Annotated in this window: 22 protein-coding genes; 16 read left to right on the top strand and 6 right to left on the bottom strand. The window is 62.2% G+C overall.

Going from position 1 to position 21,704, the window contains the following annotated elements; all coding sequences use genetic code 11:
- Positions 1–403 precede the first annotated feature (403 nt).
- The 8 genes from prmA (at position 404) to C4J86_RS03105 (ending at position 10,785) form a co-directional block, all read left to right on the top strand.
- The gene (gene prmA, locus C4J86_RS03145) at positions 404–1,282 is read left to right on the top strand and encodes a 50S ribosomal protein L11 methyltransferase (RefSeq protein ID WP_124369438.1); all 879 of its coding nucleotides are present in this window, start codon (positions 404–406) and stop codon (positions 1,280–1,282) included.
- 30 nt (positions 1,283–1,312) lie between these two features.
- Positions 1,313–2,524: a DUF3426 domain-containing protein gene (locus C4J86_RS03140; protein WP_124369437.1), complete on the top strand. Its 1,212-nt coding sequence runs from the start codon at positions 1,313–1,315 to the stop codon at positions 2,522–2,524.
- 185 nt (positions 2,525–2,709) lie between these two features.
- Positions 2,710–3,723, top strand: coding sequence for a tRNA dihydrouridine synthase DusB (gene dusB, locus C4J86_RS03130; protein WP_124369436.1), 1,014 nt, complete (start codon positions 2,710–2,712; stop codon positions 3,721–3,723).
- A complete protein-coding gene (fis, locus tag C4J86_RS03125; protein WP_003221275.1) occupies positions 3,720–4,040 on the top strand; it encodes a DNA-binding transcriptional regulator Fis in 321 nt (106 codons plus the stop codon). Before dusB ends, fis begins: the two co-directional genes overlap by 4 nt.
- Before the next feature lie 81 nt (positions 4,041–4,121).
- Positions 4,122–5,729, top strand: a complete 1,608-nt coding sequence (gene purH, locus C4J86_RS03120) for a bifunctional phosphoribosylaminoimidazolecarboxamide formyltransferase/IMP cyclohydrolase (protein ID WP_124369435.1) — start codon at positions 4,122–4,124, stop codon at positions 5,727–5,729.
- A gap of 131 nt (positions 5,730–5,860) precedes the next feature.
- Complete coding sequence (gene purD / locus C4J86_RS03115) at positions 5,861–7,153, top strand: phosphoribosylamine--glycine ligase (protein WP_124369434.1); 1,293 nt, start codon at positions 5,861–5,863, stop codon at positions 7,151–7,153.
- A 100-nt stretch (positions 7,154–7,253) separates the two neighbouring features.
- Positions 7,254–10,025, top strand: a complete 2,772-nt coding sequence (locus tag C4J86_RS03110) for a hybrid sensor histidine kinase/response regulator (RefSeq protein WP_124369433.1) — start codon at positions 7,254–7,256, stop codon at positions 10,023–10,025.
- Positions 10,026–10,188: 163 nt separating this feature from the next.
- Positions 10,189–10,785 (top strand): MarC family protein, encoded by a 597-nt coding sequence (locus tag C4J86_RS03105; protein WP_065883442.1) that lies wholly within the window; start codon positions 10,189–10,191, stop codon positions 10,783–10,785.
- On the opposite strand, the gene C4J86_RS03100 is transcribed toward C4J86_RS03105, so the two are convergent.
- From C4J86_RS03100 to cobG, 5 genes are all read right to left on the bottom strand, one after another.
- Positions 10,782–11,561 (bottom strand): hypothetical protein, encoded by a 780-nt coding sequence (locus C4J86_RS03100; RefSeq protein ID WP_124369432.1) that lies wholly within the window; start codon positions 11,559–11,561, stop codon positions 10,782–10,784. The two genes, C4J86_RS03105 and C4J86_RS03100, sit on opposite strands and share 4 nt — an antisense overlap.
- Positions 11,562–11,798: 237 nt before the next feature.
- On the bottom strand, positions 11,799–13,436 hold the full coding sequence (gene cobJ, locus C4J86_RS03095) for a precorrin-3B C(17)-methyltransferase (RefSeq protein WP_124369431.1): 1,638 nt from the start codon (positions 13,434–13,436) through the stop codon (positions 11,799–11,801).
- On the bottom strand, positions 13,436–14,167 hold the full coding sequence (locus C4J86_RS03090) for a precorrin-2 C(20)-methyltransferase (RefSeq protein ID WP_124365677.1): 732 nt from the start codon (positions 14,165–14,167) through the stop codon (positions 13,436–13,438). The genes cobJ and C4J86_RS03090 overlap by 1 nt, the downstream gene beginning before the upstream one ends.
- Positions 14,167–14,793 carry a precorrin-8X methylmutase gene (locus C4J86_RS03085; RefSeq protein ID WP_124361086.1) on the bottom strand — a complete coding sequence of 209 codons (627 nt, stop codon included), beginning with the start codon at positions 14,791–14,793 and terminating at the stop codon, positions 14,167–14,169. Before C4J86_RS03085 ends, C4J86_RS03090 begins: the two co-directional genes overlap by 1 nt.
- Complete coding sequence (gene cobG / locus C4J86_RS03080; protein ID WP_124369430.1) at positions 14,786–16,132, bottom strand: precorrin-3B synthase; 1,347 nt, start codon at positions 16,130–16,132, stop codon at positions 14,786–14,788. Before cobG ends, C4J86_RS03085 begins: the two co-directional genes overlap by 8 nt.
- A gap of 38 nt (positions 16,133–16,170) precedes the next feature.
- Between cobG and cbiE the strand changes: the two genes are divergently transcribed.
- The 4 genes from cbiE (at position 16,171) to C4J86_RS03060 (ending at position 18,987) form a co-directional block, all read left to right on the top strand.
- Positions 16,171–17,376 (top strand): precorrin-6y C5,15-methyltransferase (decarboxylating) subunit CbiE, encoded by a 1,206-nt coding sequence (gene cbiE, locus C4J86_RS03075; protein WP_124369429.1) that lies wholly within the window; start codon positions 16,171–16,173, stop codon positions 17,374–17,376.
- Positions 17,373–18,098 (top strand): cobalt-precorrin-6A reductase, encoded by a 726-nt coding sequence (locus tag C4J86_RS03070; protein WP_124369428.1) that lies wholly within the window; start codon positions 17,373–17,375, stop codon positions 18,096–18,098. The genes cbiE and C4J86_RS03070 overlap by 4 nt, the downstream gene beginning before the upstream one ends.
- Positions 18,099–18,223: 125 nt before the next feature.
- Entirely contained in the window at positions 18,224–18,502 is a 279-nt protein-coding gene (locus tag C4J86_RS03065) for a hypothetical protein (protein WP_124369427.1), read from the top strand.
- Positions 18,499–18,987: a PIN domain-containing protein gene (locus C4J86_RS03060; RefSeq protein WP_124369426.1), complete on the top strand. Its 489-nt coding sequence runs from the start codon at positions 18,499–18,501 to the stop codon at positions 18,985–18,987. Before C4J86_RS03065 ends, C4J86_RS03060 begins: the two co-directional genes overlap by 4 nt.
- Positions 18,988–19,045: 58 nt before the next feature.
- Here C4J86_RS03060 and C4J86_RS03055 read toward each other — a convergent pair whose 3' ends face one another.
- Positions 19,046–19,291 carry a DUF6124 family protein gene (locus tag C4J86_RS03055; protein ID WP_124369425.1) on the bottom strand — a complete coding sequence of 82 codons (246 nt, stop codon included), beginning with the start codon at positions 19,289–19,291 and terminating at the stop codon, positions 19,046–19,048.
- 443 nt (positions 19,292–19,734) lie between these two features.
- Here C4J86_RS03055 and C4J86_RS27315 point away from each other — a divergent pair, with 443 nt between their 5' ends.
- The 4 genes from C4J86_RS27315 (at position 19,735) to C4J86_RS03035 (ending at position 21,675) form a co-directional block, all read left to right on the top strand.
- A complete protein-coding gene (locus C4J86_RS27315) occupies positions 19,735–20,091 on the top strand; it encodes a DNA-binding protein (RefSeq protein ID WP_256681422.1) in 357 nt (118 codons plus the stop codon).
- Positions 20,092–20,352: 261 nt separating this feature from the next.
- Positions 20,353–20,745, top strand: coding sequence for a DUF2946 domain-containing protein (locus tag C4J86_RS03045; protein ID WP_124369424.1), 393 nt, complete (start codon positions 20,353–20,355; stop codon positions 20,743–20,745).
- Positions 20,746–20,792: 47 nt separating this feature from the next.
- On the top strand, positions 20,793–21,275 hold the full coding sequence (locus C4J86_RS03040) for a copper chaperone PCu(A)C (protein WP_124369423.1): 483 nt from the start codon (positions 20,793–20,795) through the stop codon (positions 21,273–21,275).
- A 10-nt stretch (positions 21,276–21,285) separates the two neighbouring features.
- Positions 21,286–21,675, top strand: coding sequence for a DUF2946 domain-containing protein (locus tag C4J86_RS03035; RefSeq protein WP_124369422.1), 390 nt, complete (start codon positions 21,286–21,288; stop codon positions 21,673–21,675).
- The last annotated feature ends 29 nt before the right edge of the window (positions 21,676–21,704 follow it).

Here is a 21,704-nt window from a genome sequence, read left to right as displayed (position 1 = left end):
AGCGAGGTGCCGAGTGGTGGGGCAAGAGCGTTTTGCTTACTTTTGCGCTTTTCAAAAGTGAGACGCCGTAAGGGCGGAACCCATAGCAGCCGTTACCGCAGCAACGGATATGTACTCGCTCTGATCCAACATCCCGGTCGTCTGTCAGGCCGCCATCGGGGGCAAGCCCCCTCCCACATTTGGAGCGCGGGGCGGCAGTTAGAGAGGCTTCGGCTGCTGAGCCGTCACAGGTTCAGGGCCACGCCAAAGTTGTGTAGATACCTATGGCTATCGGGGGCAAGCCCCCTCCCACATTTGGTCGGCGTTCAGTCAGTAATGTCGTCTTCTGCACGCCGCTCGCGTAAACTTGCGCGCTTTCGCAGCCCCATCCCGCTGCACACTCATTTTTTCAAAGGTGCCCGCCATGCCTTGGCTGCAAGTCCGTCTCGCCATCAGCCCAGAACAAGCCGAAACCTACGAAGACGCTTTCCTCGAAGTCGGCGCTGTGTCGGTGACCTTCATGGACGCTGAAGACCAGCCGATCTTCGAACCGGAACTCAACACCACCCCGCTGTGGTCCCACACCCACTTGCTGGCCCTGTTCGAAGACGGCACCGAGGCCGCCAGCGTGCTGGCCCATCTGGAGTTGCTCACCGGCGCCCCGCTGCCGGAGCATCACAGCGAAGTGATCGAAGACCAGGATTGGGAACGCAGTTGGATGGACAATTTCCAGCCCATGCGTTTCGGCCAGCGCCTGTGGATCGTACCCAGCTGGCACGCCGCCCCCGAGCCGGATGCCGTCAACCTGCTGCTGGACCCGGGCCTGGCGTTCGGCACCGGCACTCACCCCACCACCGCGCTGTGCCTGGAATGGCTGGACGGCCAGGACCTGAGCGACTGCAACGTGCTCGACTTCGGCTGCGGCTCGGGAATCCTGGCCATTGCCGCGCTGCTGCTGGGCGCCGAGCAGGCCGTGGGCACCGATATCGACGTGCAGGCCCTGGAAGCTTCCCGCGATAACGCCGGGCGCAACCACATTCCTGAAGGCAAATTCCCACTCTATCTGCCTGAGGACCTGCCCCAGGTACAGGCCGATGTGCTGGTCGCCAACATCCTCGCCGGGCCGTTGGTGTCGCTGGCGCCGCAGTTGTCGAACCTGGTCAAGCCAGGCGGGCGCCTGGCACTGTCGGGCATTCTCGCCGAGCAAGGTGAAGAGGTCGCCGCCGCCTACGCCAGGGATTTCGAGCTGGACCCCATCGCCAACCGTGACGGCTGGGTACGCATCAGCGGTCGTCGGCGCTAGAATGAGCGCTTGTCTGAATCGGATGGCCGCATGAGCGACAGTTTCGTCACCCAGTGCCCGCATTGCCAAGCACGCTTTCGCGTCAACCACGCTCAATTGAGCGTGGCCCGTGGCGTGGTGCGCTGCGGCTCCTGCCTGCAGGTGTTCAACGCCGCGCGCCAGTTGCTGGAGCAGCGAGCCTCGGTGCCGGCAGCGCAACCTGAACAGTCCGGCGCTGATGAACCCACGCCTGAGGCGCCGCGCGCAATCAGCCAGAAACAGTGGACAGCCCAAGAGCTGGACCTGGACAACCTGGACCTGGACGAGGAACTGGCCAAGCTCGAGCGCCGCGAAATTCAGCACACCCAGCCCGTCGGCGCGGACCGCCGCCAGCCCGGTGCCGAGCGTCGGCACAAGGAAGATGCTCTCAGCGCCAGCCGCAATACAGTCAAGGCCGAGGAAGAAAAGTGGGCCGCCAGCCTGTTCAGCGAGCCGCCGCAAGAGCGCGTCCTGCCCGCCGAAGCCGAGCCGGAGCCGAGCGAGCGCACCGAGCCGTCCCTGTCGTTTCACCGCGACGATCTCGACGACGAACCGCCACTGCGCTCGACCCCGGACGACGATCCCGATCCACCCTTCACGCCCCTGACGCCAGCGGCGCAAGCCACCGACGACCGCCCCCACGCCCGGCGCAAGCGCGCACGTGCCGAGGCCAATGTCGACGAGGTGTTCCAGGACCTGGAGGACGACCCGCTGCACCTGTATGCGCAGAAGCGTCCGTCAGGCCTGGGCCGCCGCCTGACCTGGATCGTGCTGGTACTGCTCGCTGCCGCGGGCCTGGCGGGCCAGTACATCGCCTATCAATTCGACGAACTGGCCCGTCAGGACGCCTACCGTCCATGGTTCCAGCAACTGTGCCCGAAATTGGGCTGCACCGTGCCATCACGGGTCGACATCGCCCACATCAAGAGCAGCAACCTAGTGGTGCGCAGCCATCCGGAGTTCGCTGGGGCGCTGGTGGTGGATGCGATCATCTACAACCGCGCGACTTTCTCCCAGCCCTTTCCGCAGCTGGAGCTGCGCTTTGCCGACTTGAACGGCGGCCTGATCGCCAGTCGGCGCTTCAAGCCCGCCGAGTACCTCAGCGGCGAGTTGGCCGGGGTCAGTGAAATGCCGTCGCAGACACCGATCCACATCTCCCTGGACATCCTTGACCCCGGCAGCAAAGCGGTGAACTACAGCCTGAGCTTCCATTCGCCCGAGTGAAGCTGCGCCAGCACCGAGGTTTGACGGCGGTTTATTGACTGCGCCGACGTCAACCAAACCGCTGGCGATAAAAAAATAACTGTTCAGATTTTATCCAATTCAGCCTTTATCCAGTCATCGAGAGCGGGTATCATGCCAACCCTTTTTCGAACTCTAATGATCCGGCCCCACAACAGGGAAGTCCTATGTCGGCGGTACGCATCGGCCCATATACATTGCACAACGGCTTGATCCTCGCCCCAATGGCGGGCGTCACGGACCAGCCCTTTCGTCAGCTCTGCAAACGTTTGGGCGCGGGTCTAGTAGTCTCTGAAATGGTCACCAGCGACATGAGTTTGTGGAACACCCGCAAGTCGCGGATGCGCATGATCCACGAAGGTGATCCCGAGCCACGCTCGGTGCAGATCGCCGGGGGTGATGCGCAGATGCTGGCGGATGCGGCTCGGGCCAATGTGGAGCTGGGTGCGCAGATCATTGATATCAACATGGGCTGCCCGGCCAAGAAGGTCTGCAACAAGGCCGCAGGTTCCGCCCTGTTGAAAGATGAGCAGTTGGTTGCCGAGATCCTGCAGGCCGTTGTCGCCGCAGTCGATGTGCCGGTGACCCTGAAGATTCGCACCGGCTGGGACCGGGACAACAAGAATGGCCTGACGGTGGCGAAGATCGCCGAACAGGCAGGTATTGCAGCGCTGGCGGTGCATGGCCGCACCCGCGCCGACCTTTACACCGGGGAAGCCGAGTACGACACCATCGCCGCGATCAAGCAGGCGGTGTCGATGCCGGTGTTTGCCAATGGAGATATCGATTCAGCCGAGAAAGCCCGGCGCGTTCTGCACGCAACCGGTGCCGACGGCTTGTTGATCGGTCGGGCCGCCCAGGGGCGGCCATGGATTTTCCGTGAGATCGAGCATTTCCTGCGTACCGGCGATGTGTTGCCGGCACCGGGACTGACCGAGGTGGAACGTATTCTGCTAGAGCATCTGGCCGCCCTGCACACCTTCTATGGGGATGTGATGGGCGTACGCATTGCTCGCAAGCATGTCGGCTGGTACCTCGCCACCTTGCCGGGCGCCAGGGAATTTCGCGCTCAGTTCAACCGTTTGGATGAAACGCAGGCACAGGTCGCCACCGTTCGTGAGTTCTTCGCCGAACGTGACAAGAGCCTGGGAACAGGGGATGGAGAAGGGGTGGCCGCATGACGATGATGACCGAGACTTTAGTGAGTGGAACAGCACCCGTGAGCGACAACGTCAATTTGAAACAGCACCTCAACACGCCGAGCGAAGAAGGCCAGACCCTTCGCGGGAGTGTCGAGAAGGCGCTGCACAATTATTTCGCCCACCTCGAAGGCGCTTCCGTCACGGACGTGTACAACCTGGTGCTCTCCGAAGTCGAGGCGCCCCTGCTCGAAAGCGTGATGAACTACGTCAAGGGCAACCAGACCAAAGCCAGTGAGCTGCTGGGCCTCAACCGGGGCACGTTGCGCAAAAAGCTCAAGCAATACGATTTGCTGTAAGCATTCAATCAAACCAGAAAGGCGCCCGCGTAAAAACGGTCGCCTTTTTTGCTGACTCCTTTGCTTTTGATGGAAATTGAGATGACCGACCAGACTACCCGCCTGCCGATCCGCCGCGCCTTGATCAGTGTTTCCGACAAGACCGGGATCCTCGAATTTGCCCGGAGCTTGCAGCTCCTTGGCGTGGAAATCCTCTCCACGGGCGGGACCTTCAAACTGCTGCAGGACAACGGCGTGGCCGCAGTAGAAGTCGCGGACTACACCGGTTTCGCGGAAATGATGGACGGTCGGGTCAAGACTCTGCACCCGAAAATCCACGGCGGCATCTTGGGTCGTCGCGGTATCGACGACGCCATCATGAACGAGCACGGCATCAAGCCGATCGACCTGGTGGCGGTTAACCTCTACCCGTTCGAAGCCACCATCAACAAGCCAGGCTGCGACCTGCCGACCGCCATCGAAAACATCGATATCGGCGGCCCGACCATGGTTCGCTCGGCCGCCAAGAACCACAAAGACGTGGCCATCGTGGTCAACGCCAGCGACTACACCCAAGTGCTCGACAGCCTCAAAGCCGGTGGCCTGACCTACGCCCAGCGTTTCGACCTGATGCTCAAGGCGTTCGAACACACCGCCGCCTACGACGGCATGATCGCCAACTACATGGGCACCGTGAACCAGGCCGCCGACGTCCTGAGCACCGAAGGCCGCAGCCAGTTCCCACGCACCTTCAACAGCCAGTTCATCAAGGCCCAGGAAATGCGCTACGGCGAGAACCCGCACCAGAGCGCGGCGTTCTACGTGGAAGCCAAGCCGGCCGAAGTGGGCATCGCCACCGCGACCCAGTTGCAAGGCAAAGAACTGTCCTACAACAACGTGGCCGACACCGACGCTGCGCTGGAGTGCGTGAAGAGCTTCGTCAAGCCGGCCTGCGTGATCGTCAAGCACGCCAACCCGTGCGGCGTGGCCGTGAGCCCGGACGCTGAAGGCGGGATCCGACAAGCGTACGAACTGGCCTACGCCACCGACACCGAATCGGCGTTCGGCGGCATCATTGCCTTCAACCGTGAACTGGATGCCGACACCGCAAAAGCCATCGTCGAGCGTCAGTTCGTCGAAGTGATCATTGCCCCGTCCGTCAGTGAAGAAGCCCGCGCCATCGTCGCCGCCAAGGCCAACGTGCGCCTGCTGGCCTGCGGCGAATGGTCGGCTGAACGCGCCGCAGCCTGGGACTACAAGCGCGTCAACGGCGGTTTGCTGGTGCAGAGCCGCGACATCGGCATGATCGGCAGCCAAGACCTTAAAGTCGTGACCAAACGCGCGCCGACCGAGCAGGAGATCAACGACCTGATCTTCGCCTGGAAAGTCGCCAAGTACGTTAAGTCCAACGCCATCGTCTACGCCAAGAATCGCCAGACCATCGGTGTCGGCGCCGGCCAGATGAGCCGCGTGAACTCGGCACGTATCGCTGCGATCAAGGCCGAACACGCCGGCCTGCAGGTTGCCGGCTCGGTGATGGCTTCCGATGCGTTCTTCCCGTTCCGTGATGGTCTGGATAACGCCGCGAAAGCCGGCGTGACCGCCGTGATCCAACCGGGCGGTTCGATGCGCGATGCTGAAGTCATCGCTGCTGCCGACGAAGCTGGCATCGCCATGGTCTTCACTGGCATGCGCCACTTCCGCCACTGATCGATCGTTCCCACGCTCTGCGTGGGAATGCCTCTTGTGGCGCTCTGCGTCACGCTTTGGGACGCGGAGCGTCCCGTGTTGCATTCCCACGCAGAGCGTGGGAACGATCATGCTAAACGAGGTTTTTTGAAATGAATGTTTTGATCATTGGCAGCGGTGGCCGTGAACACGCCCTCGCCTGGAAAGTTGCCCAAGACCCACGCGTCCAGAAAGTTTTCGTTGCACCGGGTAACGCCGGTACCGCCATTGAAGCCAAGTGCGAGAACGTCGCTATCGACGTGCTGGCCCTTGAGCAACTGGCAGATTTCGCCGAGAAAAACGTCTCCCTGACCATCGTCGGCCCGGAAGTGCCGCTGGTGGCCGGCGTTGTCGACCTGTTTCGCAGCCGTGGCCTGGATTGCTTCGGGCCGACCGCCGGCGCCGCTCAATTGGAAGGTTCGAAAGCTTTCACCAAGGATTTCCTGGCGCGCCACAAGATCCCGACTGCCGACTACCAGAACTTCACCGAGATCGAGCCGGCCCTGGCTTACCTGCGTGAAAAAGGCGCGCCGATCGTGATCAAGGCCGACGGCCTCGCTGCGGGTAAAGGCGTGATCGTCGCCATGACCCTGCAGGAAGCCGAGGACGCCGTGCGCGACATGCTCGCCGGCAACGCCTTTGGTGACGCCGGTTCGCGCGTGGTAATCGAAGAATTCCTCGACGGCGAAGAGGCCAGCTTCATCGTGATGGTCGACGGCAAGAACGTACTGCCAATGGCCACCAGCCAGGACCACAAGCGCGTCGGCAACGGCGACAGCGGCCCGAACACCGGCGGCATGGGGGCTTACTCCCCGGCGCCGGTGGTCACCGCCGACGTGCACCAGCGCGTCATGGACCTGGTGATCTGGCCGACCGTGCGCGGCATGGCCGACGAAGGCAACGTCTACACCGGCTTCCTCTACGCCGGCCTGATGATCGACAAAGCCGGTAACCCGAAAGTCATCGAGTTCAACTGCCGCTTTGGCGACCCGGAAACCCAACCGGTGATGCTGCGCCTGCAGTCGAGCCTGGTGCTGCTGGTGGAAGCCGCGCTGGCCCAGGCCCTGGACAAGGTCGAAGCCCAGTGGGACCCACGCCCGAGCGTCGGTATCGTGCTGGCGGCCGGTGGCTACCCTGCCGATTACGCCAAGGGCGATGTGATCGAGGGCCTGGAGGCGGCGGCAGCGCTGGAAGGCAAGGTGTTCCATGCTGGCACTGCGCTGAAGGACGGCCAGGTCGTCACCGCCGGTGGCCGCGTGCTGTGCGCCACCGCCATGGGCGCCAGTGTCGACGCCGCGCAGCAACAGGCGTACAAACTGGCCGCGAAAATCGACTGGAAAGGCTGCTTCTATCGCACCGACATCGGTTACCGCGCCATTGCCCGTGAACGTGGCGAGAGCAACTGAGTAGCTATCCGTTCGGGTAGGTAAGGGCCTCTGGCCCTTGCCGTACTCATGCCCCCCGCGCATAGTTAACCCGTGCATTCACCTACGAAGGGACTTCGCCTTGCGCTGGCTCAGGATCGCCTTAGCTTTTACAGTCAGCCTGCTGACCTTGCTCTGCCTGGCCCCGGCTCAAGCCGCTGCGCAAGGCAGTGGTTGGGCAGTATTGCTTGATGAACAGGCCGACCTGCAACTGAGCGATATCCGCTCCGCCCGCTACACCAATCAATTCAGCCCCATCGAACTGGACCGGATTACCGCCGCGCAGCCAGACGGTGCGTTGTGGGTACGCTTCAAGCTGCAACCCGGCAAGCATGAACAAGTGCTGCGGGTGTTCGCGCCGGACCTGTCGCACCTGAGCCTGTATGTGCTGGATGGCGATACCCTGGTGGAACAGCAGACTACTGGCACGCGCCAGCCCCAGGCCGAGCGCCCGCTGCCGAGCAGTGACTTCATGCTCCCGATGCCGCAGAGCCAGCGCCCGCTCGAGGTGTACCTGCGCCTGGTGTCGGAGCACGAGCTACGCCCTTACATCACCCTGGAACCCGCCGTACTGGCCGCCGCCAATCAGAACCAGACGCTGCTCTATGGCCTGTTGTTCGGCGTGCTGCTGATGCTGATCCTGCATAACCTCACACGCTTCGCCTACCACCGCTCGCGCAGCAGCCTGTGGCTGGCAGCCTGCGAAGTGCTGTTGATGCTCAGCCTGGCGCTGTTGCTCAACGTGGTGGGGCCATGGCTGCCGAACTGGCATGCGATCCAGACCCCAGGCGCCTACCTCGCGCTGCTGCTGACCGCGCCCTGCGGGCTGATGTTTGCCTATCGTTTCTTCATGCCCCTGGGCCCACACCCGCTGAACAAACTGTTGATGGCCGACATCTTGTTGATCGTGCTGTGTGGCCTGCTGCTGTTGTTCGTCAACACCCTGCCGCTGAACATCATCACCTACGCCCTGGTCGCGCTGGCCGGCCTGAGCATGCTGTTTGTCTCGGCCTATCACTGGCAAAGAGGCTATCGCCCGGCGCGCCTGTTCGTGGCCGGCATGGTGGTGTTCAACATCGGCACGCTGATCATTCTGCCCGCCCTGCTCGGCCTCACGCTGGTGGCGCCGCAAGGCCTGATCGTGACCCTGCTCACGTTTATCTGCCTCAGCGGCCTGTTGATGAGCCTGGCCCTCGGCGAGCGCCAGCGCGCCATTGTCGAAACCCGCTTCAGCCTCAGCCGCGACCTGGCCGCCAGCAACGCCGAAATTGCCGCCAAGGCCGAATTCCTGGCGAAGATCAGCCACGAAATCCGCACCCCCATGAACGGCGTGCTGGGCATGACTGAGTTGCTGCTGGGCACGCCGTTGTCGGTGAAACAACGCGACTATGTGCAGACCATCCACAGCGCCGGCAACGAGTTGCTCACGCTGATCAACGAAATCCTCGACATCTCCAAGCTCGAGTCGGGACAGATCGAACTCGATGATGTGCAGTTCGACCTCAACGCGCTGATCGACGACTGCCTGAGCATCTTCCGCGCCAAGGCCGAGCAGCAGAATGTCGAGCTGATCAGTTTCATCCAGCCCCAGGTGCCGCGCGTGATCAGCGGTGATCCGACACGCCTGCGCCAGGCGTTGCTGAGCCTGCTGGAAAACGCCCTGCACAAAACCGACGAGGGCGAAGTGCTGATCGTCGTGGCCCTCGACGAACGCAGCACCCAGCCACGCCTGCGCATCGCGGTACAAGACAGCGGCGTGCCGATGGAAGCCGCCGAACGCGACGCCCTGCTGCACAGCGAACTGCACAGCAAGAACTTCCTCTCGGCGACACGCTTGAGCGGTCACCTGGGCCTGGTTATCGCCCGCCAGTTGATCCTGTTGATGAACGGCGAGTTCGGTATCAAGAGCGGCAGTCACCAAGGCAGCACGCTGTGGCTGACCCTGCCGCTGGACCCGGAACGCTTGGAGCATCCGACCTCCGATCTCGACGGCCCGCTCAAGGACGCACGCGTACTGGTGGTGGACGACAACGACACCTGCCGCAAGGTGCTGTTGCAGCAATGCTCGGCCTGGGGCCTGAACGTCAGCGCCGTGGCTTCCGGCAAGGAGGCCCTGGCCCTGCTGCGTACCAAGGCGCACCTGCGCGATTACTTCGACGTGGTACTCCTGGACCAGAACATGCCCGGCATGACCGGCATGCAACTGGCGGCGAAGATCAAGGAAGACCCGAGCCTGAACCACGATATCCTGCTGATCATGCTCACGGGCATCAGCAACGCGCCGAGCAAGATCATCGCGCGCAACTGCGGGATCAAACGCATCCTGGCCAAACCGGTGGCCGGCTATACGCTCAAGACCACCCTGGCCGACGAACTGGCCCAACGCAGCAAAGGCGTGACCCACCCTCGCCCCGCGCCAGCCGCCCCGGCAGTGATTACGGTGCCCAGCGACTTCCGCATCCTGGTGGCCGAAGACAACAGCATCTCCACCAAAGTGATCCGCGGCATGCTGGGCAAGCTCAACCTCAACCCGGACACTGCCAGCAACGGCGAAGAAGCGCTGGAGGCGATGAAAGCCCAGCGTTATGACCTGGTATTGATGGACTGTGAAATGCCGATCCTCGATGGTTTCTCCGCCACCCAGCAACTGCGCGCGTGGGAAGTCAGCCACCAACGCGTACGCACGCCAGTGGTGGCGCTGACCGCGCACATTCTTTCGGAACACAAGGAGCGTGCGCGCCAGGCCGGGATGGATGGGCATATGGCCAAGCCGGTGGAGCTGTCGCAGTTGCGTGAATTGGTGGAATTCTGGGTGGCGCAGCGCCAACAGCGACCAGAGCACGCGCCCTCCTGACTTGAAACGCAATCAAATGTGGGAGGGGGCTTGCTCCCGATGGCGGTGGGTCAGTTACAAATAAGCTGACTGTCACACCGCTATCGGGAGCAAGCCCCCTCCCACATTTGTTCCATGTCGCCTGTTAGACTCTGCACACTTCTACTGCCGCGAGCCGCCCCTCATGCTCCATGTGTTATTCAGCGTTTACCTGAAGATGCTGGTGCTCTATAGCCCATTCTTTGTGCTGTCCTGCTTTATCAGCCTGACCCGTGGTTATTCCAGCAAGGAGCGGCGGCGCCTGGCGTGGAAAGTCGCGCTGGCGACGCTGGTATCGAGCGTGCTGCTGTACCTGTTCGGCCGGGTGATTTTCAGTGTGTTCGGCATCACCGTGGATGCCTTTCGCATCGGCGCCGGCAGCGTGCTTTTTATCTCCGCCCTGGGCATGGCCCAAGGCAAGTCGGCAGTGCAAACCGATAACGTGCAGCAGGACGTGACCATCGTACCGCTGACCATCCCGCTGACGGTCGGCCCCGGCACCATCGGCGCGCTGCTGGTGATGGGGGTAAGCCAGCCCCACTGGGACGACAAGCTCACCGCCATCCTCAGCATCGCCCTGGCCAGCCTTACCGTGGGCGTGGTGCTGTACCTGTCCAATCGGATCGAACGAATTCTCGGCGACCAGGGCTTGCAGATTGTCAGCCGGTTGATGGGGTTGTTCGTGTGTGCCCTGGCCGCGCAAATTATCTTTACCGGGGTGCGCGGTTATCTGGTGACCTAGATCCGGTATTTGGCAATGGCCGACTGCACCTTGTCACCCGCGCTGTCACGCATCAGTTGAAGGGTCTTCTCGTTGACCACCGAGGTATTCAGCACCAGGCAGGTCTGCCCGCTGAAGGCCTCGAACGATGAGCTGTCCCATTCAAGGAACGGCAAACCCACCTGTTTACTCACACCATGGCTGCTGTAGGTCACCAGCACCATCATCACTTCGCCATTGGTTTGCGCGCAGGACGCCACGCCAAAGTCACCGCCCTGGTGCACGCTGCAGTTGCGCTTGAACAAATCGAATGACGCCGGCTGTTGCTTCAAGGCTTCCAGCGCATCCGCGGCCAGTTTCGGCAGCAGGCTGAGCAGCGGCCCCGACAACGACATCGACGCGAGCATCGCGCCGATGATATTCAATGCCGCCAGTTGCACCGTCAGCCCCTCGCCGACGCGTGAGACTCGCTCAAAACTGCTGCGCAACGGCAACCAGCCGAGGCTGACCATGACCTTGATAAATTCGTCGTACCAGGCCTCGGTGCCCCGATGAACCTTCAATACATCGCTCACATAACTGCTGGCCAACAGGTAGCTTTTGCGAATGTACTCGCGGTTAAGCCCGGACAACCCCTCGGCAAAGGAAATCACGCCGTTGTTGACCACCGCCGCATTGCAGTCATCTTCGGTGTCCAGCGGTAAAGCCGCGTGCGTGCCTGGCGCACCCGGCAATTTGTAGGCGGCAATCAACTTGCGCCTTTTGGTACTGTTGATCCTTCTGTGATGTCGCTCCATTTCCAATTCTCCACGTACACCCCGACTCGGGGCTTGTAACCACACTAGTCCACTGACCGACGGGCTTTCCAGGCGACAAACATCCCTTGGCGCGGCTCGGCCAAGCGCGCCGTCCAGCAATAGCGCGGCATGCACGAAGGGCTTCATGGTTTCGTCGTAAAAAAAAGAAAAAGCCCCGAACGACTACAGGAAAATCCTTGAGTCATTCGGAGCTTTCGGACCACCGCCGAGGTGTTTTCAGGAGGCGGGTTTACCGCCGTACCAGCGCGGTGTGTACACCCACTCCCCGCCGCCGGCACGCGCAAAGGTGCAGGTGGTGGACGAGCCGACCAGCACCATGGTCCGCATATCCACCTGGTCCGGGGTGAGCTGGCCCAGCGTGGTGACGCGCAGTGTCTGGCCGGGGCGACCGATATCACGGCCCAGTACCACCGGTGTTTCAGGCGTGCGGTGCTGCGCGACGATCTCCAGCGCACGCCCCAGTTGCCACGGGCGCGCACGGGAAATCGGGTTGTAGAACGCCAGCGCCAGGTCGGCCTGGGACGCGAGGTCCAGACGCTTTTCGATGATCGACCAGGGCTTGAGGTTATCCGACAGCGACATCACACAGAAATCATGCCCCAGCGGCGCGCCCGCCTGGGCAGCGGTGGCCAGGGAAGCCGAGACACCAGGCAGGATCTGCAGGTCGACCTGATGCCAGGCCGGGTCGCTGGACTCATGCAACGCCTCGATCACCGCAGCGGCCATGGCGAATACACCGGGGTCGCCGGACGACACCACCACCACCGAGCGCCCTTGGGCGGCCAGTTCGAAGGCGTGACGTGCGCGCTGCATTTCTTCGCGGTTGTCCGTGCAGTGCTGCACCTGGTCGTCACGGAACGGTCCGGCCATGCGCACGTAGGTTTCGTAGCCCAGCACATCGGTGCAGCGCGCCAACTCGGCCTTGACGGCCGGCACCATCAAGTCAGCGGCGCCAGGGCCAAGGCCGATCACGGCGAGACGGCCGCGCGGGCGGCCTACCTGTGACACATCCACCGGCTGCTTGGCCACGCTGAGGGTGATGTCCGCGAGCGGCTCAAGCTCGGCAAACCGCAGCGGTACGCCCAATTCCAACGCGGCCTCATGCAACGAGGCTTCGGCCATCTGCAGATCGCTCGCCAGCAGGCACGCCAGCGCTTGCACGGCAATGCCCGCCTCCTGCAAGGCCGTGCGCACACGTGCCGCCAGGTGCGCACCGGGCTTGCAGGTGACGCACACCGTCTTCGGGTAGATCAGCAATTCGTTGGCGGCAGGCGTACGCTCGGCACTGCCCACATGAATCGCCAGGCGTGCCTGCGGATCCTGCGGCAAATTGGCCTGCTCCAGCCAGGGCGCCGCGCCTTCGATGCGCACGCTTTCACCGGCCAGCAGGTCCGAGACAAAGCGCTTGCCCAGCTCCAGGTCCGCCAACGCATAGCCCGTGGGCGGGTTGAGCAGGCAGGTGCCGAACCGCAACTCGCCGCTGGTGGTGATCGCCGCTGCCACGCCCAACGCGGCGGCAATCTCGCGCGCCATCACATTCACGCCGCCCAGGCCGCCCAGCAGCGGCACCACGGCGCTGCCGTCTTCGGCGACGGCCAGCACGGCCGGCTCCTCACCCTTTTCGAGCAAGAGCGGCGCAAGGGTGCGGATCACGATGCCGGTGGCGCACAGCGCAATCAGCGGCGTGCCTTGCTGGTAGAGCTGGCGCAGGGTGGCGCCGAATTCGCTGTAGCGTTGGTCTGCACCCTCAACCCGACCGTCCAGGCCATGGATCAGCGCAGCCGGGTAAAGTTGCTGGATCCTGCGCGCGGTCGCCAGGCTGCCCTGGCCCAGAATGACAATCGCCGGGCTCATCAACCTTGCCACCGTTCACCGGGCACGATGATCAACGAGAAATACGGCGACGACATCGGCTCCACCTGATCCAGCGGCACGATTTTCTGATTGGCCATGGTGGCGCGCTCCACATACAGCGCGCGCCCGGCCAGACCGAGTTCTTCCAATACCTGGCGCACCTTGGGAAAGTTGCGCCCCAGCTTCATGATCACCGCCGCATCCGCGTCCGCCAGTCGGCGCTTGAGGTCATCGTGGGGCAACACGCCGGAGAGCACCGACAGGCTCTGATTGCGATACACCAGCGGCGCGCCCAATACCGAAGCACCGCCCAGCATCGAACACACGCCGGGGATGACCTGCGCCTCATAGCGCTCGGCGAGGCGGTCATGCAGGTACATGTAGGAGCCATAGAAGAACGGGTCGCCTTCGCAGATCACCGCCACATCGCGGCCGGCATCCAGGTGCGCGGCCACGGCGACGCTGGCCGTGTCGTAGAAATCGCTGATCACTTGCTCATAGGACAGCGGCGCCGGCAGCGCCTCGGTGGTCACCGGGTACACCAGCGGCATCAGGGTTTGCTGGGGCACCAGGTGGTCTTCGATGATGCCGAAGGCATTGCCCTTCTTGCCCTTGGCCACGAAGTACGCCACCACCGGCGATTCGCGCAGCAGGCGCAGGGCCTTGAGGGTGATCAGTTCCGGGTCGCCGGGCCCTACGCCCAGGCCGATCAGACGTCCGCGTGCAGGCATTATTCAACCTCCGTGGCGAGCGCATTGACGGCGGCGGCGGCCATGGCGCTACCACCCAGGCGGCCCTGCATGATCACGAACGGCACACCACGGCTGTCGGCGGCGAGCATCGCCTTGGATTCGGCGGCACCAACAAAACCCACCGGAAAACCGAGGATCAACGCCGGTTTCGGCGCGCCGGCGTCGAGCATTTCCAACAGGTAGAACAAGGCGGTCGGCGCGTTGCCGATCACCACCACGCTGCCGGCCAAATGCGGGCGCCAGAGTTCCAGGGCAGCGGCGGAGCGTGTGTTGCCAAGCTCGCGCGCCAGCTCCGGCACGCTGTCGTCGCGCAGAGTGCAGATCACCTTGTTGTTGGCCGGCAGGCGCGCACGGGTCACGCCTTCGGAGACCATCCGCGCATCGCATAAAATCGGTGCGCCCGCCGCCAGCGCGTCGCGTCCGGCCTTGCCTGCGCCGTCGGAAAATTGCAGGCCGTCGATGGCCTCGACCATGCCGCATGCATGAATCACCCGCACCGCGAGTTTCTCCAGATCCGCCGGGATACGCGCCAGGTTGGCCTCCGCGCGAATAATGGCGAAGGAGTTGCGATAGATCTCCTGACCGTCGCGGATGTAATCAATCATCGGTGTTGCTCCGTGGGCGAGCGCGCAGCAAGGCGCCCGCCGCGTCAATAGAAAGAGTGCGCGCGTGCAGCCGGCCAAAACCTGGATGAGCAGCATCGCGAAAATAGAGATCGTAGTGGCCGGGGCTCACCGCCAGCAAGGTGACCGGCGCGGTGTGTGCAGCGGCGCAGGAGCGCGGGCAGCCGGACAGATGAACGTCGTGACCCGGTTGCAGGCCGGCCAATTGCACGGCGTCGGCCTTGGTATCCGACAAGCCTTTGCCGCAGCCACTGGAACCGGTGCAGGCGATCAGGCGCGCCAGGGGTTGGTCGGCTGCGCAGAGAAAGCCCAGTTGCGCCAACTGCTCGGTCACCACGCCTGGCTGTGTGAGGTTAGGCAGCAGCACGCCCTGCCAAGGGGTGAACCGCAAGGTCGCGTCGCCATACTCGCAGGCCAGCTGTGCAGCGCCCTTGAGCATCGCCGAATCCAGGCGGCCCAATGGCGCGGCGGCGGTGACATAGAACCGGCCTTGCTGGCGCTGTGGATAACTGCCCGGATGGCCTGACGCGCTGCTGGCCGGGCGGTTGAAGCCATCCGCAGGCAGTAGCGGCAGGCGCAGGCGGCTCAGTAAGTTATCCACAACCAGCTGGCGCATGCGCGTTTGTTCCGGCGTGGCCAGGTCGAGAAAGGCTTCGAGCACGGCCACCACCAGCGCATGGCCTTGGTCCAAGCGCACAGCGGCCAACGGTGCGTTCAGGCCAGGACAGCCGGCCAGGCCGAACGCGAGCAGGGTTTCACCCGCCTGTTCGAAGGCCGACAGCCACAGATCGTGATGATGTTCGAGCATCGCCAAGGCCTCGAAGCCATCCAGCTGCACGGCGAATTTGGCCGACAGCTCATGAAAGCGTGGATGGTTTTCCAGGGTGGCGAGGATCTGCCCGGCCAGTGGGCGCGTGTCGAACAGCATCTGCGGGTCGATGCCGGCGCTGGGGCTGAGCATCAGGTTGCGCACGTCATCACCGCCCGCATTGCTCGGGCCGAGGCCTGCCGCCAGCAACATCGCGATCAAGGCCTCCTGCTCGGCGCCGATCCCGCGAATCTGCAGGTTGGAGCGGTTGGTCGCCTCAATCACCCCGCCCGCGTACGCCTGGGCAGCGTCCGCCACGGCGTTGGCTTGGGCCGCGGTGATCGAGCCACCGGCCAGTTTGATCCGACAAATACCGCCGTCCAGCGCCTGGACGATGCGCAACAACCCCGGACAAGCCGAGGGGCGCAAGGTATTCAGAGCGGGCGTTGGCTTCACGGGGCTTCCGGTTGACGGGTAAAGGCGCGGTATTATGCCTGCTTTGTCCGACGGCATGAAAAGCCTGCCCGTCGGATGTCGCTCAAGGAATTGATATGTCGCCCTGGCTGACGGTAGTAGGCATCGGTGAAGACGGCTTCAAGGGCCTGGGCAGAAACGCTCGGCACGCCTTGTTGCACGCCACACGGATTATAGGGGCGCAGCGCCAGTTGGACCTGTTGCCGGTGTGCATTCGCGGTGAGCGCGAGTTGTGGCCGAGCCCGTTCTCCCTGGAACCGGTACTGGCGCGGCGCGGTGAACCGGTGTGCGTATTGGCCAGCGGCGACCCGATGTTCTATGGCGTGGGCGCCAGTCTGGCGCGACAGATTGCGGCGCAAGAGTTGCTGATTGTGCCCGCGCCGTCGTCGGTATCCCTTGCAGCCGCGCGTTTGGGCTGGCCGTTACAGGACGTGGTGACGTTATCCGTGGTGGCGCGGCCCGTCGCGGCAATCAACGCGCATCTGGCCAGCGGTGTGCGCGTGTTAGTGCTGAGTAATGACGGCGGCAGCCCTGCGTTGATCGCTGCGGTGTTGACCGAGGCCGGGTTCGGGCCGAGCCGATTGAGCGTGTTTGAACACTTGGGCGGGGCGAATGAGCGACGTGTCGACGGCCTGGCCGAGGATTGGCAGCACCACTCGGCCGCCGATCTGAACCTGGTCGCCATCGAGTGCCTGGCCTCGCCCGACACGCCACGCCTGTCGCGCCTGGCAGGCCTGCCGGATAGCGCCTTTAAGCACGACGGCCAGCTGACCAAGCGCGATGTGCGCGCCATGACCCTCGCGCGCCTGGCCCCCATGCCGGGCGAGCTGCTGTGGGACGTGGGCGCAGGCAGCGGTTCCATCGGTATCGAATGGATGCGCACTCATCCCAGTTGCCGCGCACTGGCGATTGAAGCCGACGCAGGCCGCCAAGACTTGATCGAACACAATCGCGACGCCCTCGGCGTGCCCGGCCTGCACCTGGTACGCGGCACCGCCCCGGACGCCTTGCATGGCCTGCCGACACCCGACGCCATCTTCATCGGCGGCGGCGTCACCCGCGACGGCGTACTCGACAGCTGCTGGCAACAGCTGCGCCCCGGTGGTCGACTCGTCGCCAACGCCGTAACCCTGCAAAGCGAAATGACCCTGATGAACTGGCGCGCCGAGCACGGCGGCGAACTGACGTGCATCCATGTGGCGCAGGCGCAGCCGCTGGGAGAGTTCGATACCTGGCGCCAGGCGCTGCCGATTACCTTGCTGGAGGTGGTCAAGCCGCTATGAAACGAATTCTGCTGCTGGGTGGCGTGACCGAAGCGCTGGCCATCGCGCGGACGTTAGGGCCGGAACATATCTACAGCCTGGCGGGCGTGGGACGTGTGCCGACCGATCTCACCTGCCAAGTGCGGGTCGGCGGTTACGGTGGCGCTGAGGGCTTGGCGCAGTTTGTTCGGGATGCGGGGATCAGTCTGATCCTCGATGCGACCCATCCATACGCGGCGCAGATCAGCCAGAACGCGGCACAGGCGGCGCAGTTGTGCGGTGTCCCCTGCTGGGCGTTGCGCCGACCAGCGTGGCAGCCGCAGGCCGGTGACGATTGGCGTGAGGTCAGTGATTGGGCCGAGCTGATCGAAGCACTCAAACCGTTCAATCGTCCCCTCTTCACCTTGGGTCGCGAACCGTTGCAGCACCTCGACGAAATCCCCGCCAACCAATTCTGGACGCTGCGCGCGCTGGATGTGTATCCGGGCAATGATCGCTGTGAAGTGATTGGCGCACGCGGTCCGTTCCTGCTTGAAGACGAACGTGCGCTGTTTGAACGGCGCAGAATTGATGTGCTGATCAGCAAGAACAGTGGCAGCACAGCCACCGAGCCGAAGCTGGAAGTGGCGCGGGAACGCGGGGTGCCGGTGTTGGTGTTGAAGCGGCCGGTGTTGGCGGCGGTAGATCGGGAGCTTTTGTCGCCCGCAGAAACAATCGATTCGTTGGCAGATTTCATTCGATAGATCAGGATCATCCGCCACCTCTATCCGATCTATTGTTGCTACAAGGGACGGCGATGAACCCACAACACGAAGTGCTAAACTCCAGGAACAGTTCAAGCCAGACCCAAGGATATTCAGGAGCTGACATGATAGAAGTTAAAGAAGCCGTCCAAGTTGCCAAGGCAGCCGCAAACGACTTTCTCGGACAAGAGACAGCCCTGCAAGACCTGATGCTTGAGGAAGTAGAGTTGAATCCAGATAATAAAACCTGGGCCATTACACTGGGCTTCAATGTTCCCAACCCCAATCAATATGAACGACTAGGTGCATCTCTCGCGGGACACATGTATGCACGAAAATACAAAACATTCATCATTGACTCGGAGACTGGCGAGTTCCGCTCCATGAAGATTCGCGAAGTATGATAGAGGCCTACATCAAGCAATATCGAAGAAAAGGACTCATCGTTGACACTAATTTGCTACTCCTGGCCCTGATAGGAGGAACGTCCAGCATCGTAGCGTTCAAGAGAACACGCGGCTACAGCGATGACGACTATCAACTTCTACTCAAAGTGATTGATCAGTTCGAAAAGCTTGTTGCAACCCCTCACATACTCGCTGAAGTCAGCAACCTTACAAACGGACTTCATGGAAGTAAGCTGCGCGATTTTTATTCAACATTAAAAAATTCACTGTCAACAATAATCGAGATTCATAATCCAGCTTTGGCTATAAGTCGTGATTATGAGCTATCGCCCTACGGTCTTACCGACGTCGGCATTGTTGCCGCAGCAAAAGATAATTATCTGGTTTTGACTGATGATCTCAGGGTCGCAGGGTTTGCTCATCAGCACTGCGTAGATGTCGTTAATTTCAATCATATACGGGAAGCCAGCTGGGAGGTCTGATACCTGCCACACGATCATTCCCACGCCTAAGCGCAGGAACGATCGCTCATCGAACTTGTTAACGACTTGCAGCCTGCCCTACACCTTCGTGCACCCTGTCAGCAAGCAATTGCGCCAGCTCAATCAACTGCGCAACGCCCAGCAATTCCTCGCGTGGTGCGCCTTCCAGGTTAAAGGCAATGCCGCAACTCAGCGCATTGGCCGAGGCGAGTGTTTCGCTGAGGTTGACCAGCAGGTCTTCGGTGCTGACTCCATCGGCCACGGTGAACAGCCGGATGGGGGGATTTGGGGTGGGTTTGATCATTGTGAAGCTCCTTAGGAAAGTGGAGCTGCCATTGATCGCCGCGACGCGATGGGGGTGGCAGCTGTACGCAGGTTCGCGGACCGGTCCTAAGGAAACCCGGCATACCCGAAGGTATCCCGCGCACAGCCGCCATAGCGCTGCACAGTAGACGATAAAAAAGCGCCAACTGAAAGCAGACGATGACGCTCAGCGTCCATAGAAATCCGGGCCGCGACGCCCGACCGCTGAGTTTGCAGCGGTGTACGGAGACTAGAGATTGAGTTTCCTACCGGCAACCTCAAAGAGTTGTCGGAGAATTCTGTGCACGAATTCATATTCGGACTGCGTAACGGATCAAGGAGACTTTACCTACATGCGCAACGGAACTCGCTGACTACCTAGAACTGCATACCCTTGGCGATGATCCTCAACACTTCGTCCACCGGCGTAAACATGAGGTTCACATGACTAACAAACCCCGTACGCGGAACCTGACTCGGCCTGCTGAAAGTACGATTATCGAACACATAATCGCGAATCCCGAGTTCGCACACGCGCTAAGACTTGAGGCCGACGAACTAAACCGGGATGAACCCGAAGTCGCAGCACGCTTGACCCAATGGCTGAAAAAAGCCCAATACTTGCCTGACAGAAAGGCAAAATTCACAAATTTCGACACTGCGGACCATCTTCACACACAAGAAGATATGGATGCTTTCCTCGAAGCCTGCATCGAAGAAGACCCAGGCGATGGTTCATTGATCAAAATGGCGCAAGCCGACATTGCCCGCGCACTTCGCAGGCTTAACGCCATTCCATAACCAAACACAATCCAAATGTGGGAGGGGGCTTGCCCCCGATGGGTACGTGTCAGCCATACATGGGCTGGCTGACACTCAGCTATCGGGGGCAAGCCCCCTCCCACATTGGACCTGTGTTGCCTTGTTGATCGGCACTCCCTCGATTCCCCGTCTATCCTCAAACCCAGCACTGCGACACCAAACCACACCGCCCCTTTTTACTTATCCCCCCCGATCAGGCTAAATACCCGCCTGATCGTTTAACCCTACGGATTATCCGCCATGGCCCGTCAACGCTTTGCAATTGCCTGGATCGCCTGCCTTGCAGTGCTGTTCAATGCGTTTGCCATGCCGCTGGCCGGTGCGATGCAGCAGGCGGATGACCCGGTCAAGCGGTTGATGTGGGGCAGTTTCTGCTCTTCCAACGGCGCCAGCTTGAAGACGCTCGCCCTAAGCACGCTGGAAGTTCCCGCGGCGCCGGATGATCACTCTGCCATGCAGCATTGCTGGTGTTGCTCAGGTTCGGCATCGTGGGTAGCGTTGCCGGGGCATGTGCCGCAGCTGTATGTCACAGGGTTCGAAGCCCTGCGCGGCCTGCTGGCGCCTGCACTGCAAAATCCCACGCCACGCCAGCAATGGCCGAGCCTCAACCCCCGCGCCTCTCCAACGGTCTGATCTGCTTCGCAAGTGAACTGCGTTTAGAACTGTTCTGGAGAACTGCCATGCTCAAATCTTCCCTGCTTCTGGCGGCGTTGCTGCTGCCGGTGTTCAGTGCCGCCAATGCCGATGACTACAAGGTCGGCGACCTGTTGGTCAGCGATCCTTGGTCCCAGGAGTTGCCGCCGAATGCGCCCACCGTCGCAGCGTATTTCGTGATTCATAACAGCGGCGCTTCCCCGGATCGCCTGCTCGGTGTCGAAACCAGCGTCGCCGAAGAAGCCGAGTTGCACGAGCATGTGATGCAAGGCGACCTGATGAAGATGCGCCAAGTGCCCAGCGTCGCCGTGCCGGCCAAGGGCGAGCTGACCTTCGCGCCGATGGCTTACCACGTCATGCTGCTGGGCCTTAAAGACCGCAGCCTGTTGGCCGACGGCAAGCAGTTCCCGCTGACCCTGACCTTTGAAAAGGCCGGCAAGGTCGTCGTGAACGTATCGGTGCAGAAAACGCCGCCGGTGGCCACCCACGCGCATCAGCACGCCCAATAGGCTGACCTTGATGGGCGCCTCTCGCGCCAGGTTGTCTCCACGCCCGCGCCTGATGCGTGGCAGTTGGATCAGCCTGTTCGCCATGCTGATGATCTTTATCGGCCCGCTGATTTCCCAAGCGATGCCGATGGATCATCACGCCGGTATGTCGATGGACATGCCGAGCTGCCATGGCGAGTCCAAGCCCACCAAAACCCCCGACGAGCACCACGTACTCTGGGAAAAGTGCGGCTATTGCAGCCTGCTCTTCAGTTGCCCGGCCCTGCCCGGCGGCGTGTCCTTCATCGCCCTCGACGCCCCGCCGCCCGCCAACGCCCTTCCCCCCGCCCCGCGCCTGGGCCACGCCCGGCAAAGCATCTTCCCTGGCGCCCGCAGTCGCGCGCCGCCCATCGCCTCGTAAGCCCCACATCGCGTTACTTCACACCGGCC

The sequence above is a fragment of the Pseudomonas sp. R2-7-07 genome (assembly GCF_003852355.1).
In the GTDB taxonomy this organism is placed as follows: domain Bacteria; phylum Pseudomonadota; class Gammaproteobacteria; order Pseudomonadales; family Pseudomonadaceae; genus Aquipseudomonas.
This window is presented reverse-complemented; position numbering and strand designations above follow the sequence as displayed.

What these genes read in the sequence shown, in the direction of transcription:
- C4J86_RS03105 (WP_065883442.1), top strand. Translation starts at nt 10,189, where the DNA reads ATGCTCCATGTGTTATTCAGCGTTTACCTGAAGATGCTGGTGCTCTAT.
- C4J86_RS03085 (WP_124361086.1), bottom strand. Translation starts at nt 14,793, where the DNA reads ATGATTGATTACATCCGCGACGGTCAGGAGATCTATCGCAACTCCTTC.
- prmA (WP_124369438.1), top strand. Translation starts at nt 404, where the DNA reads ATGCCTTGGCTGCAAGTCCGTCTCGCCATCAGCCCAGAACAAGCCGAA.
- C4J86_RS03090 (WP_124365677.1), bottom strand. Translation starts at nt 14,167, where the DNA reads ATGCCTGCACGCGGACGTCTGATCGGCCTGGGCGTAGGGCCCGGCGAC.
- C4J86_RS03035 (WP_124369422.1), top strand. Translation starts at nt 21,286, where the DNA reads ATGGGCGCCTCTCGCGCCAGGTTGTCTCCACGCCCGCGCCTGATGCGT.
- C4J86_RS03140 (WP_124369437.1), top strand. Translation starts at nt 1,313, where the DNA reads ATGAGCGACAGTTTCGTCACCCAGTGCCCGCATTGCCAAGCACGCTTT.
- C4J86_RS03060 (WP_124369426.1), top strand. Translation starts at nt 18,499, where the DNA reads ATGATAGAGGCCTACATCAAGCAATATCGAAGAAAAGGACTCATCGTT.
- C4J86_RS03045 (WP_124369424.1), top strand. Translation starts at nt 20,353, where the DNA reads ATGGCCCGTCAACGCTTTGCAATTGCCTGGATCGCCTGCCTTGCAGTG.
- C4J86_RS03100 (WP_124369432.1), bottom strand. Translation starts at nt 11,561, where the DNA reads ATGGAGCGACATCACAGAAGGATCAACAGTACCAAAAGGCGCAAGTTG.
- purH (WP_124369435.1), top strand. Translation starts at nt 4,122, where the DNA reads ATGACCGACCAGACTACCCGCCTGCCGATCCGCCGCGCCTTGATCAGT.
- purD (WP_124369434.1), top strand. Translation starts at nt 5,861, where the DNA reads ATGAATGTTTTGATCATTGGCAGCGGTGGCCGTGAACACGCCCTCGCC.
- cobJ (WP_124369431.1), bottom strand. Translation starts at nt 13,436, where the DNA reads ATGAGCCCGGCGATTGTCATTCTGGGCCAGGGCAGCCTGGCGACCGCG.
- C4J86_RS03040 (WP_124369423.1), top strand. Translation starts at nt 20,793, where the DNA reads ATGCTCAAATCTTCCCTGCTTCTGGCGGCGTTGCTGCTGCCGGTGTTC.
- dusB (WP_124369436.1), top strand. Translation starts at nt 2,710, where the DNA reads ATGTCGGCGGTACGCATCGGCCCATATACATTGCACAACGGCTTGATC.
- C4J86_RS03065 (WP_124369427.1), top strand. Translation starts at nt 18,224, where the DNA reads ATGATAGAAGTTAAAGAAGCCGTCCAAGTTGCCAAGGCAGCCGCAAAC.
- C4J86_RS03055 (WP_124369425.1), bottom strand. Translation starts at nt 19,291, where the DNA reads ATGATCAAACCCACCCCAAATCCCCCCATCCGGCTGTTCACCGTGGCC.
- C4J86_RS27315 (WP_256681422.1), top strand. Translation starts at nt 19,735, where the DNA reads ATGACTAACAAACCCCGTACGCGGAACCTGACTCGGCCTGCTGAAAGT.
- C4J86_RS03070 (WP_124369428.1), top strand. Translation starts at nt 17,373, where the DNA reads ATGAAACGAATTCTGCTGCTGGGTGGCGTGACCGAAGCGCTGGCCATC.
- fis (WP_003221275.1), top strand. Translation starts at nt 3,720, where the DNA reads ATGACGATGATGACCGAGACTTTAGTGAGTGGAACAGCACCCGTGAGC.
- cobG (WP_124369430.1), bottom strand. Translation starts at nt 16,132, where the DNA reads ATGCCGTCGGACAAAGCAGGCATAATACCGCGCCTTTACCCGTCAACC.
- cbiE (WP_124369429.1), top strand. Translation starts at nt 16,171, where the DNA reads ATGTCGCCCTGGCTGACGGTAGTAGGCATCGGTGAAGACGGCTTCAAG.